Source organism: Marivita sp. (genome assembly GCF_048006345.1).
Classification (GTDB): domain Bacteria; phylum Pseudomonadota; class Alphaproteobacteria; order Rhodobacterales; family Rhodobacteraceae; genus Marivita.
Map to the genome: position 1 here is coordinate 2,091,098 of NZ_CP180351.1, position 12,896 is coordinate 2,103,993.

Annotated in this window: 11 protein-coding genes; 6 read left to right on the top strand and 5 right to left on the bottom strand. The window is 61.1% G+C overall.

The features are described 5' to 3' along the window. The first annotated feature begins 99 nt into the window (after window positions 1-99). The 4 genes from ACMVPR_RS10310 to ACMVPR_RS10325 all read left to right on the top strand — a co-directional run bounded on the left by ACMVPR_RS10310 (window position 100) and on the right by ACMVPR_RS10325 (window position 4,017). On the top strand, window positions 100-888 hold the full coding sequence (locus ACMVPR_RS10310; protein ID WP_416882798.1) for a crotonase/enoyl-CoA hydratase family protein: 789 nt from the start codon (window positions 100-102) through the stop codon (window positions 886-888). A 173-nt stretch (window positions 889-1,061) separates the two neighbouring features. After that, window positions 1,062-2,099, top strand: coding sequence for a TRAP transporter substrate-binding protein (locus ACMVPR_RS10315; RefSeq protein ID WP_416882799.1), 1,038 nt, complete (start codon window positions 1,062-1,064; stop codon window positions 2,097-2,099). Between the two features lie 64 nt (window positions 2,100-2,163). Beyond that, complete coding sequence (locus ACMVPR_RS10320) at window positions 2,164-2,676, top strand: TRAP transporter small permease (RefSeq protein ID WP_416882800.1); 513 nt, start codon at window positions 2,164-2,166, stop codon at window positions 2,674-2,676. Between the two features lie 12 nt (window positions 2,677-2,688). Continuing rightward, on the top strand, window positions 2,689-4,017 hold the full coding sequence (locus ACMVPR_RS10325; RefSeq protein WP_416882801.1) for a TRAP transporter large permease: 1,329 nt from the start codon (window positions 2,689-2,691) through the stop codon (window positions 4,015-4,017). A 48-nt stretch (window positions 4,018-4,065) separates the two neighbouring features. Here ACMVPR_RS10325 and ACMVPR_RS10330 read toward each other — a convergent pair whose 3' ends face one another. Then, the gene (locus ACMVPR_RS10330) at window positions 4,066-6,372 is read right to left on the bottom strand and encodes a TRAP transporter permease (RefSeq protein ID WP_416882802.1); all 2,307 of its coding nucleotides are present in this window, start codon (window positions 6,370-6,372) and stop codon (window positions 4,066-4,068) included. 74 nt (window positions 6,373-6,446) lie between these two features. After that, window positions 6,447-7,502 carry a TAXI family TRAP transporter solute-binding subunit gene (locus ACMVPR_RS10335; RefSeq protein WP_416882803.1) on the bottom strand — a complete coding sequence of 352 codons (1,056 nt, stop codon included), beginning with the start codon at window positions 7,500-7,502 and terminating at the stop codon, window positions 6,447-6,449. 140 nt (window positions 7,503-7,642) lie between these two features. Between ACMVPR_RS10335 and ACMVPR_RS10340 the strand changes: the two genes are divergently transcribed. Then, the gene (locus ACMVPR_RS10340; RefSeq protein ID WP_416882804.1) at window positions 7,643-8,155 is read left to right on the top strand and encodes a MarR family winged helix-turn-helix transcriptional regulator; all 513 of its coding nucleotides are present in this window, start codon (window positions 7,643-7,645) and stop codon (window positions 8,153-8,155) included. Then, a complete protein-coding gene (locus ACMVPR_RS10345) occupies window positions 8,152-9,801 on the top strand; it encodes a sulfatase-like hydrolase/transferase (RefSeq protein WP_416882805.1) in 1,650 nt (549 codons plus the stop codon). The genes ACMVPR_RS10340 and ACMVPR_RS10345 overlap by 4 nt, the downstream gene beginning before the upstream one ends. Window positions 9,802-9,810: 9 nt before the next feature. Here the strand turns inward: ACMVPR_RS10345 and ACMVPR_RS10350 are convergent, their stop codons facing one another. Genes ACMVPR_RS10350 through ACMVPR_RS10360 form a run of 3 tightly spaced genes read right to left on the bottom strand, consistent with a single transcriptional unit; the run spans window position 9,811 to window position 12,867 of the window. Beyond that, window positions 9,811-11,598, bottom strand: coding sequence for a feruloyl-CoA synthase (locus tag ACMVPR_RS10350; RefSeq protein ID WP_416882806.1), 1,788 nt, complete (start codon window positions 11,596-11,598; stop codon window positions 9,811-9,813). 22 nt (window positions 11,599-11,620) lie between these two features. Next, a complete protein-coding gene (locus ACMVPR_RS10355; RefSeq protein ID WP_416882807.1) occupies window positions 11,621-12,388 on the bottom strand; it encodes an SDR family NAD(P)-dependent oxidoreductase in 768 nt (255 codons plus the stop codon). 2 nt (window positions 12,389-12,390) lie between these two features. Continuing rightward, window positions 12,391-12,867, bottom strand: a complete 477-nt coding sequence (locus tag ACMVPR_RS10360; RefSeq protein ID WP_292266573.1) for a MarR family winged helix-turn-helix transcriptional regulator — start codon at window positions 12,865-12,867, stop codon at window positions 12,391-12,393. Window positions 12,868-12,896 lie beyond the last annotated feature (29 nt).

Consider the following 12,896-nt stretch of genomic DNA (forward strand, 5'->3'; position numbering starts at 1 on the left):
CTGCCCTCCCGCGGCAAGAAATCAGTGCCTTCAAAAAACGCTATACAGCAAAACCGTTTACATATACAACAAAACTAATTGAAGAACCGGGAGGATGACATGCACGATGGCTCAACACGTACGGGTGCCGTGACACGCGTTGAAATCGACGGTGATATCGCCACGCTGATTTTCGACCGCCCGGAAAAGCGCAACGCCATGAATGATGCGTTGATCGACGATCTGGACCATTTCTTTTCACATCCGCCCGAAGGCGTGAACGCGGTGATCCTGCGTGGCGAAGGCGGGCATTTCTGCTCGGGCCTTGATCTGGCCGAGCATGAACATCGCCCCCCAATCGACGGCGTCTACCATTCCCGCAACTGGCATCGCGTCTCCGAATTGATCGAATTCGGCGGCCTGCCGGTGATTTCAGTTCTGACCGGTGCCGTGATCGGCGGCGGGCTCGAGATCGCGGCGTCGACCCATGTGCGGATCGCCGAACCGACGGCGCGTTTCCAGCTTCCCGAGGGCCGTCGCGGCATCTTCGTGGGTGGTGGCGCTACAGTTCGCGTGGGTCGCATCATCGGACCGGATCGCATGCGCGAGATGATGCTGACCGGGCGCAATTACGGTGCAGAGGACGCGGTATCTCTGGGTCTTGCGCATTATTCCGTAGGCGAAGGCGAAGGTCTGGATCTTGCCCACAAGCTGGCACGCAAAATCGCGGACAACGCGCCGTTCTCGAATTACCTGATGATCAACGCGCTATCGCGGATCGGCGACATGTCCCGGTCGGATGGCCTGTTCACCGAAAGCCTGGCCGCCGCGATGTGTCAAACATCCGATGGCGCAAAAGAAGGCCTGCGGGCCTTTCTGGAGAAGAGGGAGCCAAACTTCAGAAAGTAAAGCGGAGGCCGTTGGTCGAACCACGGGATGTGCATGACGGTTCGTTCGAAATGCACGTTTCTTACCACCACCTGACCAGTGGAGACATTCCGTTCCGCATCGGAAAACATGTAATGGCGCGGAGTGTTCCTCAAGAAACACCATCAAGTCCGAAAAATCTGGGAGGATTTTCCATGAAAAGAAGAAGTTTCGTCAAAACTGCCATGCTTGGCGCCGTTGCAGCGCTTGGCGTGTCCAGCGCCGCTTATGCACAGGAAGTAACCCTGCGCCTGCACCAGTTCCTGCCGCCGCCCGCACCGGTTCCGGCACAGATCCTGAAGCCTTGGGCTCAGGGCGTCGAGGAAGCGTCCGGCGGTCGCATCAAGATCGAACATTTCGACGCCATGTCTCTGGGTGGCCGTCCGCCCGAACTGATGGATCAGGCGCGCGATGGCGTGGTCGATCTCTCCATGACCGTTGTCGGCTACACCCCCGGTCGCTTCCCGCGCACCGAAGTGTTCGAGCTGCCGTTCATGATGACCAACCCGGTTGCCACAGCCAAAGCTTATTGGGAAATGGTGGAAACCGATTTCCAGAACAACGAATACAGCGATGTGAAGGTTCTGGGTGCCTGGGTTCACGGCCCCGGTCTCATCCACTCGACCGATGGCGTGACCAGCCTTGAAGACATGCAGGGCCTCACCCTGCGCGGTCCGACCCGGATCATCAACGACCTGATGGCAGAACTGGGTGCAGAACCCGTGGGTATGCCCCTGCCTGCCATTCCCGAAGCGCTGTCCAAAGGCGTCGTGAAGGCAACCGTGATCCCGTGGGAAGTGACCACGGCTATCCGCCTGTCGGAACTGGTGAGCAACCACACCGAATTCGCAGGAAACGAGTCGCTCTATACCGCAGCCATCGTTCTCGTGATGAACAAGGCCAAGTACGAAGCCCTGCCCGACGATCTGCGCGCGATCATCGACGCAGAGTCGGGTGCCAAGCTGTCGGCCTTCGCCACGCAGGTGATGTGGGACATGGACGCCCCGGCGCGTGAGATCGCGGTCAACGCAGGCAACACCATCGTTCAGTTGGACGAAGCCGAAGTCGCCCGTTGGAAAGAAGCGTCACAGCCGGTGATCGACCGCTGGATTGCCGACATGGATGCCAAGGGTATCGACGGCGCGGCGCTGATCGAACAGGCCAAGTCGCTGATTGCGAAGCACGGCGGCTGATCAATCCGAGCAGTAAACGCGGTGGGCCGTGCGCAATGGCCCACCGTACCTTGGGGAGGGTGGCATGTACCGACGGCTTCAGATCATTGTCGAACTCATTGCACGTCTGCTGGCCATCGGCGGTGGCGCGGTGCTTTTATGCATTGTTGTCCTGACCTGCGTGTCCATCATCGGTCGTGCGCTCGTGCCATTGGACATTGGCCTTGGCCCCATACGCGGCATCTATGACCTGACCGAAATCGGCATGGCGGCGGCGATCTTTGCTTTTCTTCCCTGGGCCCAATTCAATGAAGCGCATGCGCGGGTGGACCTGTTCCAGCCCGTTATGCCCAAGACGATGGACCGCTTTCTGGACCTTCTGTTCAACGTGGCGATGCTGGTGGTCGCCGCGGTTGGAACATGGCGGCTGTATCTGGGCATGCAAGACAAGCTGTCTTTTGGCGAAACCACTCTGATCGCGCAAATCCCGGTGTGGCAGGGCTATGCCGCCAGCCTCGCGGGGGCGGTCGGCTTCATCATCGTCGCGGCGTTCTGCGTGGTGCGGTCCGGTCGTCGGATTGCCGGATTTTCGGACTAGGAGCCGCATGTCATGACCAATATCGAACTGGCCCTCTGGTCGTTCCCGATCCTGCTTGCACTGGTCTTTCTGCGCGCACCGATCGCCTTGGCGATGATCGGGGTCGGCGTCGGTGGCACCTATCTGGTGATCGGGTCATCCATGATGACGCTGAACCAGCTCAAGACGCTGACCTACGGCACGTTTTCCAACTACTCGTTCTCGATCATCCCGCTGTTCCTGCTGATGGGTCAGTTCGCGACCCTGTCCGGCATGTCCGCGGCCCTCTTCCGCGCCGCTGAAAGCTTTCTGGGGCATCGCAAAGGGGGCGTTGCCATGTCCGCCGTCGGGGCCTGTGCAGGCTTTGGCGCCATCTGCGGATCGTCGCTCGCCACCGCTGCCACGATGGGACAGGTCGCCCTGCCCGAGTTGCGCCGCTACGGCTATCCCGGATCGCTGGCCACGGGCGCACTTGCGGCAGGCGGCACCTTGGGCATCCTGATCCCGCCTTCGGTGATCCTCGTGATCTACGCGATCTTGGCCGAGCAGAATATCGAAAAGCTGTTTGTCGCGGCCCTTATCCCCGGCATCCTCGCCGCCATTGGCTACATGATCGCCATCTCGGTCTGGGTCCACTGGTCGCCCAACAGCGCCGCCGTCAAAGACCGCGTGCCGTGGGGCCAGCGAATGAAGGCGTTGGGTCAGGTCTGGCCCGTGATCCTGATCTTCGTTGCCGTCGTCGGTGGCATCTACGCAGGTATCTTCACCCCGACCGAGGCCGCTGCCGTAGGTGCAGCGGGCACGGGGCTGGTCGCACTGGCATCGGGCCAGATGACATGGGGAAAGCTCAATCAGGCGATCCTATCGACCGCCGCCTCCTCTGCGATGATCTTCCTCATCATCCTTGGCGCGGGCATCTACAACAACTTCCTGTCGCTCACCCAATTGCCGCAAACCGCGTCGGTCTGGGTTGGAGATCAGGGCTTCTCGCCTTGGTTCGTGCTGACCATCGTGCTGATCATGTACCTCGTCTTTGGCTGCGTCATGGACAGCCTGTCGATGGTCCTGCTGACCGTGCCGATCATCTTCCCGATCATGTCCGCTCTCGACTTCGGGATGAGCGCCAATGACTTCGGCCTCTGGTTCGGAATCCTTGTCCTGATCGTCGTCGAGGTCGGGCTGATCACGCCCCCTGTCGGGATGAATTTGTTCATCATCAACTCGATGGCCAAGGAAACGCCCATCGGCCAGACCTACAAGGGCGCCCTGCCCTTCGTTCTGACCGACATGGTGCGGGTGGTTATCCTTGCAGCGTTCCCACCGATCACGCTCTGGCTGGTCTGGGTGATTGACGCCATGTGATCCGGTCGCGGCATCCATTGCGGTGCCGCGCTCCGACCTTCGCTTCACCTACGTGACAGGCTGGACCACCCGCCGTGCTGCGATCAGGTGATGCCAGCACAGAACAAGCACCGCTCCCACTAGGCCCACCCACATCAGCGTGTCGGTTTTCCACAAAACCAGAACCGCAAGGACAAGCCGGGCAGCCACTTCGACACGGGTCATCCGGCAGCTGTCAAACTTGGCCAAGGCAGACGCGATCAGGTAAAGCGCCAGAACCAGCTTTGCGCCCAGCCACAGAAGGTGCGCCGTGTCCACCTGCCCGCTATAGCCCTCGATCAAAACGCGCTGACCGTTTTCATTGGTGATGGTCACAGCCTCTTCGATCAGCAACAGTTCGGGATACCACGCAAAGACAAAGGGGATGACGAACATCACGATTCCCACCCGCACGGCAGCAACGCCTGTCCGCATCGGCTCTGCCCGTGTGATCGACGCGGCGGCAAAGGCGGCGACAGCCACTGGCGGCGTGATGGCCGACGCAACGGCGAAATAGAACACGAACATATGCGCGGTGAAAAAGCTGACACCCAGATTGGCCAGCAGAGGTCCCAAGAGCAGTGCGACATTCACATAAGCCGGAACCGTTGGCATCCCCATGCCAAGGATGATCGCGCAGACCATGGCGCAGAACAGCGCCAGCATCAGGTAAACGCCGCCGACAATCGGGATCGTCACTCCGAACAGCGTGAGGCTGTTGGCTGTCTCCAGCCAGGATGTCACCGCGCGGGTCAATTCTCCGGTCAGGCCGCTTTCATTCAGGAAAGCGGAAATGATCGACACCGCAAACAGCAGCAGGAACAGGCGCGAAATGAGAATACCGCCATCCGCAAGCGACATCAGGATCTTCGATGGCTTCGCCCGCGTTTCGGGATCGAGAAACAGCAACGGGATCAGGACCGCCACTGCCCACCAGCCGGCAGAGACCGCGTCCCCGGTTGAGTTGACGATGGTCTGCACCAGTCCCGCAGGCAGGATTTGCCCCATGGCACCGGCCTGCACCACATCCTTGTTGCCGAGCAGCAGAAACAGGATGGTGAGGATCGGAACAATGATGATGACAAGGTTCAGCCAGTCCTGGCGGTCCATGATCAGGTCTTCAGGAATGTCGCGCATCGCTTCGACCTTTTCCCGACGCGCCTGGAACATCACCGCAAGGAAGATCGAAAAGAAAAAGCACATCGCGGGCAGAAACGCCGCCACGATGACCTTGGTATAGGGCACCGCTGTCAATGCCACGAGGACGAAAGCCGCCACTCCCATGACCGGTGGCATGATCTGCCCGCCCGAGGACGCCGCCGCTTCGACCCCCCCTGCGAAATAGGGATTGAAGCCGTTCCGCTGCATCATCGGGATGGTCAACCGCCCCGTGGACAGCACATTGGTCACCGGACCACCGGTGATGGTGCCGAACATCGCCGAAGACACAATCGCCGCGTGAGCTGGCCCGCCGCGCAGCCGCCGGGTCGCCCGCACCGCCAGCTTGATCAGGGACGTCCCGCCCGCCGACGTGCCGAACAGCGCACCAAGGATCACGTAAGGAAAGACCTGATTGACCACGATGTCCATGAACCGTCCCATGAACCCATCCGGCGTGATGAAGACGTTGGTCGCCTTCTGGACAGCGGCTGACAAGGCATCGCCACCATCCGCGCCCAGCTTGGTCAGCAGGAAATTGTTGTCGCTCAGATCGAGCGCCCAGATGATCGCCGTGCCCACCGTATAGAGCACGACGATGGTGGCTACGGCGACGAGCGGAAAGCCCCAAACGCGAATATTGTAGAGAAAAAACAGCGTGATGATGGTGAAGAGAAGCGGCAGGATCCAGACGCCGAAGCGGGCCTGACAGGCGGGCACTTCCGCCTCGAAGGACAAGCCCGGGATCACACCCGCTGACCTCTCGGCCGCGTCCTGAATCAGCCGGGCACGTTCGCCGGTGATCTGGTCAATCAGGCACACGCTGTCGATCTCGACCAGAAAGCCAAAGGCGGCGAGGAATGCGGCAAGGACCAACCCGGCATCCATCATCAGTCCCAACCATGCCCTCTCGGGCCGGGTGCCGCGCCACGCCCGGTAGACGCTCGCATCAAGCGCCACGATCAGCATCATCAGGAAAAAGACCGGCGGGTAGAAATACTCGGACGGGAAACCCGAAACGCGAAAGAACGGCCGGCCAGTGACCTCGCGCGCCCAATCCTGCAACCCCGGTATCTCGGGCAGCGTGTTCAGCATGCCCACGGTCACAAGGACCAACGCCAGAATGGTCGCAAGGGTCTGGGCCCGCGATGCGCGGCCCACTTGGCTGTCAGAGCGCATGGAAAAGGTCCTTGGGTGTCAGCTTTGGCCAGCGGCAGCCGCTTGCCAGCACTTTTGAATATGACGGACTGCGATCAGGGACGCAGGCAATCCGCGACCATGTGACCTGCGTCTTCGAAGGCACGGATCGCACCGGGGTGCATCTTCATCTGAACAGCACCGCAGGCCCCCTGTCTGACACCGTCAACATCCCCGAACGACATCGCCAGATATGGCCCACGCGGCGAACTGGTGACAAAGCGCTCCTCGCCTTCAAGGAACGCCTTTGTCAGTTGGTAGGCCAGCTCTTCGTCCATGTCAGCCGAAACGATCTGCGCAAAGGCGGTCGCAAAGCTGTCGAATGTGTCGTCATCGGTGACAACGGTGATGTCGTTGCCCGCATAGGCTTTTCGGAACTCTTCGACCGGCACGGAATAGGGGGCATGACCCGGTGCCGCGACGATCTGCTGGCCCAACTCGCTGTTGAGCAGGTCAGACGGCACGTCATAGATTGTGATGCCCCCTGCAGCAGCAAGGGCGATCTGGCGGCCCGATGGCAAACCTTCGGGAATGGTCCACGCATCCGCGCCACCGCCCGTGATGGTCGAAACAGCGTCCGGCCATTGGTTCTGAACACCCTCGTAGCCCTCACCGTCCTTCAGGCCAGACAGCAACTGGATCATGGCCCGCCCCGAGGTCAGAGCCGCGCCGCGCGGCGGACCGTTCCAGATCCGCTTGCCTTCGAGATTGCGAATGTCGTCGATGGGGGCACTGTTGTAATGTCCGAGGACCTGCGCAGACCCGGCATTGAAGAACAGCGCGCGAATGTTGCCCGCCAGTTCGGCACCCTTCTCTGGTCCGACGCCGCTATAGGGGCCAATGCCACGGGACAGGAGGAACGGCAGAATGAGCGGGGCCGGAGCCATGTCCAACTGCCCTTCTGCCACAGCCTGCACAGAGTTCGTCAGCGTGGCGCCTTCGGTGATCTGCAGCGTCGCGACCCCTGCGCTTTCGAGGATCGCGGCGAATGTCGTGTCGATGTAATGCGGGGTCGATCCCGGTGTGGTTGTTTCAGCGGTCAGTGTGGCCTGTGCCGAAACAGCCAAGGGCGCAAGCGCAATCGCCGCACCCAAAAGCGTCGTCCTGAGCATGTCATGTCCTCCCAATGAATCACGCCCACCTCCCGGGCATGCGCCCCCAGTCTCGAAGGCTTGGGATTAGGCTTGCAGAAAATATATGACTTGTCACGTATATTTTTTTCGGTCTTTATCAGGGAATTGGGAGGACGATCATGTCAGATGTTGCCGAACGCATCAGCGAGGACCGCATTCGCGCCCGCCAATCCCGCGAAGACACAAACCTGTTCTCGCGTCTGCCCGCCGTCTATTCCGCGTCCCGCACTCAAGGGCAGCGGTGCCTGCAGCATGGCGGTGGTCTTTCGATTGTCGAATGGCGCACCCTGTGGGACCTGACCGAAGCTGGCCCGATGACGATCCGCGATCTTGCCACGGTTCAGAGGGCTGACCATTCCTTGCTCAGCCGCGCGCTGCCAGAGATGCGCAAAAAGGGCTATGTCGTGATGCACCGCGACAGCCGCGACGGGCGGCAAACCATTGTTGAACTTACGGAAAAAGGCCAAGCTGCCTATCAGACCGCAGCGCCTGTGATGCGTCGGCGGCGCGAAGCTCTGCGCGAGGTGTTTAGCGAGGACGAGATTCTGACCTTCGTCGGATTTCTGGACAGGTTGGAGGCCTTCCTGCACACACCCATCGAAGACCTGCTACACAAGGACCGCGCAGAATGACCGACCGTCCCAATGTCCTGTGGATCATGGCAGACCAACTGCGGTTCGATTACCTGAGCTGCTACGGCCACCCGCATCTGCACACCCCGCATATCGACGCCCTCGCCCAGCGCGGCGTGCGCTTCACCAACGCCTATGTGCAATCTCCGGTCTGTGGCCCCTCGCGCATGTCGGCCTATACCGGCCGCTACGTGCGCAGCCATGGGTCCACCTGGAACGGCATGCCCCTGCGCGTAGGGGAACCAACGCTCGGCGACCATCTGCGCGATATCGGTGCGCGTGCGGTTCTCGTGGGCAAGACCCACATGGTCGCGGATGCCGAAGGCATGGCGTGGTTGGGCATCGATCCCAAAAGCGAAATCGGGGTGCGCCGGTCGGAATGTGGCTTTGAACCGTTCGAGCGCGATGACGGTTTGCACCCGGACAGCGCGCGCCAGAACTGGTCGGCCTATGACGATTACCTCGTGGCGCTTGGCTACTCCTCGGACAACCCATGGGAGGATTTTGCCAATTCCGGTCTGGACCCCGACGGTGAACTGCTTTCCGCGTGGTTGCTCAAGAACTCGCGGCTTGCGGCCAATATCCCCGAAGAACACTCTGAAACCGCCTACATGACCAACCGGGCCATGGATTTCATGCAAGAGGCGCAGGCCGATGGCCGCCCGTGGGTCTGCCACCTCAGCTATATCAAACCGCATTGGCCCTATATCGTGCCCGCCCCCTACCACGACATGTATGACGAACGGCACATCGTTGACCCGATCCGCGCCGAGGGCGAAAAGCAGACGGACCACCCGCTGATGCGCGCCTATCTAGACGCCCGCGTTTGCCGCAGCTTTGCCCGCGATCACGTGCGTGAACATGTGATCCCGGCGTATATGGGGCTTATCAAGCAGTTGGACGACAATCTGGGTCGTCTGTTCAAGTGGATGGACGACACCGGCCTGAGCCAGAACACCATCATCGCGGTCACGTCGGATCACGGCGATTACATGGGTGACCACTGGATGGGCGACAAGGATTTCTACCACGAGGTGGCAGTCAAGGTGCCGCTCATCCTGCATGACCCGCGCCCCGAAGCGGACGCCACGCGCGGCCTCGTGTCGGATGCGTTGGTCGAGATGATCGACCTTGCGCCGACCTTCCTGTCAGCCCTTGGTGCACCGCCCAAACCCCACATCCTCGAAGGCCGCGACCTGACGCCGATCCTGCACGGAACAGACGGCTTTTCACGCCGCTACGTGATCAGCGAACATGATTACCACTGGTCCGAAATGGCAAAGGCGCTGGATGTGCCGCAGGAGGATGCCCACACAACAATGATCTTTGACGGTCGCTGGAAATACATCCGCTGCGAAACCTTCCGACCCGTGCTGTTCGATCTGGAAACTGACCCCAAGGAACTGACGGACCTTGGCGCGTCAGACCTACCGGAACACCAAGAAGTGCGCCGCCGGATGGAGGCTGCCCTTCTCGACTGGGCCACGCGGCATCACACAAGGATCACCGCAACACCGCAAGTGCTGGCCCGCCAGAAGATCGCGGCGGAATCCGGCATTCTCATCGGGTTCTGGGACGAAACGGAGTACGAGGCGGTCACGGGTAAGGCCTTCACCAGCCTTACACCCGTGGGTCGCCCCGACTGAAAGGCGCGTCTAGACCGAGATCACTCCGGGGCCACCCGAATGCAGCTCGCGCACAGCGTCCGCGAAATTCGTGCGCATCGCCCGCTGGTTCAAAGACCCTTTTTCGGTGATTTCCCCCCGGTCGAAACTCGGTGTCTCGTTGAGCACAAGGATGCGCTGCACCCGGCTGGCCGATCCGGTTGCGGCCTTGGCGGCCTGCGTCAGCTTCTCGGTCAAGGCTGCCGTCAAACCTGCCTTGTCCATCTTGGCCGCTTGCTCTGACAGCAGCACCAAAGCGCCCAGTTCGGCTTCGTTTTCGCCAGTGATCACCGCGTCCCGGATCAACCCGTCCATCGCATCCACCAACGACGCGCGCACCGAGCCTACGGCAACCCATGTGCCGGTGTTCAGCTTGAAATTCTCGGCCACGCGCCCGTCGAAGAAAAAGCCTTTGCTCAGATCGTCAGGATCAGCCGGACGCAGCGCGTCACCCATGCAGTAATACCCTTCCTCGTCAAAAGCCGACCGGGTCTTTTCGGGGTCACCATAATAGCCCGGCGTGATGGTTGGCCCTTTCAGGCGCAGCTCCAACTTGCCACCATTCGGCACCAGCTTCATCAGCAGCCCGCGCGAGGGAACGCCGACATTGCCAGACTTCTCCTGAACCTCGGTGCAGGACAGCGCAAAAGGCGCGGTCTCGGTCGCGCCAAGGCTGGTGGACAGCAGGACCTCGCGTCCGGTTGTCTTGCGTCCGATGGCGCGCAACCGGTCCCAGGTATGCTGCGCCATGCCTGCCCCGGCATAGAACATCATCTTGAGATCCTTGAAGAAAGTCTGGGCCAGCTCTGCATCCTGTTCAAGCTGATCAACCAGCATTTCCCAGCCGATAGGGACGTTGAAATACCACGTGCAGGACACGTCCCGCAGATTGCGCAGCGTCTCGTCGAACTTGCCGGGCGCGGGTTTGCCATCGTCGATGTAATAGGTGCCGCCATTGGTCAGCACGAGATACGACACCTTGTTGCCGGCCGCCGTATGGTTCCACGGAGCCCAATCCAGCACCACGGGAGGCGTCTTGGTCAGGAAGCGATAGCAATCCCGCACCATCGCCTCCATCGCGCAGATCATCCCGTTGGTGTTGATCACCGCCTTGGGCGATCCGGTTGATCCCGAGGTGAACAGGTACTTCACCACATTGTCTTCGTTGACCTCAAGCCGGGCTGTGTCGGCCAAGGCCGCATCACCGTTCAGCAAGTCCTCGAACAACACCGCGCCCTCGACCGCATCCTGAACCGCCAAAACGTGACGGCCGTCGGCGGCGATGGCGTCCAATGCCGGTGCAAAGGCGCTGGCCTTGTCGGCAAAGACAGCCCCTGGGTTCAGCACCGCTGCGATATCGCGCAATTTCCCGTGGTCTTTGGATACAAGCGAATAGGCCGGGGACACGGGCGCATAGGGAATGCCGACATAGAAACAGGCCGCACCCAAAAGCGCATGTTCAAGGCTGTTCTCGGACAGGATCAACAGGGGCCGATCCGGCCCAAGCCCCAACGCAAGCAAAGCGCCCCCGATGTGGCGGGCCTGCTGACGGGCATCACCATAAGTGATCCGCACCCATGCGCCGTCCGCACCACGCCGCGCGATCCATGTCTGATCCGGCGTCTGGTCGGCCCATTTGTCGAGATAATCCGCCAAGGTCGGCAGATATCCGGTCAGGTCGCCCTTCTGGCGCATCAGGATCGTGCCATCGTTGCGGGTTTCGACCTCGAATTCCGGTTGCCAGAAATCGCTGTCAATCAGGTCTGCTTTGATATTCATGGTCCCCTCCCCTTGGAAACCGTTACCGAGGCGCCATCCGGATCGCGCCATCGAGGCGGATCACTTCGCCATTGAGCATCGGGTTTTGCGTGATGTGCGACACCAGCGCGGCGTATTCCGTTGGATCGCCCAGCCTTGACGGGAACGGCACCTGCGCGCCCAGCGACGCCTGAACCTCGTCCGGCAATTCGTGCAGCAGCGGCGTCAGGAACAGGCCCGGTGCCACGGTGCAGACACGAACACCCTTGTCCGCCAGATCCCGCGCCATCGGCAGGGTCATCGACACTATCCCCCCCTTGGAGGCCGCATAGGCCAATTGCCCCACCTGCCCGTCAAACGCCGCGACCGAGGCGGTGTTCACGATCACCCCCCGCGCGCCGTCCGCGCCCATGGGTGCTGCCGCAACCATCTGTGCGGCGACCTGGCTGGCGCAATTGAAACTGCCCATCAGGTTCACGCGAATGGTGCGTTCGAACAGCGCCGGATCATGGGCCTGCCCGCGCGACACGGTCTTTGCGGCCCCGCCGATCCCCGCGCAATTGACCAGAACCCGCGGCACGCCAAATGCGGCAACCGCAATGTCGAGCCCCGCAACCACAGAGGCCGGATCGCTGACATCGACATGGGCAAATGTGCCACCAATGGCGGCGGCGTGCTCTGCCGCCAAATCCGCGTTCATGTCGAACAACACGACCTTCAACCCGTCTTCGGCCAAGCGTCGCGCTGTGGCCGCGCCAAGACCGGACGCCCCACCTGTGACGATGGCTCCGCAACCTGCCCAATCCTGCATGCTCATTCCCCGTTTGCCCTGATCTTGGCCAATAACGCCATCAGCGTCGCTTTTTCGTCGGTGCTCAGGTTCGACAGCAACTGTTCCTCGTGCGCCCGCACAGTGGCCCGCGCTTCGGCATACACAGTCTTGCCCTTCTGCGTCGGCACCAAAGCCTGAACCCGTCGGTCCCCCGGCACGTTGGTCCGCTTGAGCAAACCGCGCCCTTCCAATTCGTCTACGATGGCGACAAGCCCCGACCTTTCGATCCCGAGCATCCGCGCCAGCCCGCTTTGGGTGACGTTCGGGTATTGCACCACCAGAGACAGCGCCGAGAACACACGCGGCGCAAACCCGTCCTCGCCCAGCGCGCGACGGAAATCCGCCTGCACGATCACGTAGGCGCGTTTGAGGTTGTAGCCGATGAACTCTTCAAGATCGGGTGTTTCGCCAAGGGTTTCGTCCTCGGCGTGACGGTCAGTCTTGCGCAGCGATGCCATCTGTCATCTCCTGTTGTCCAAGCGATGCG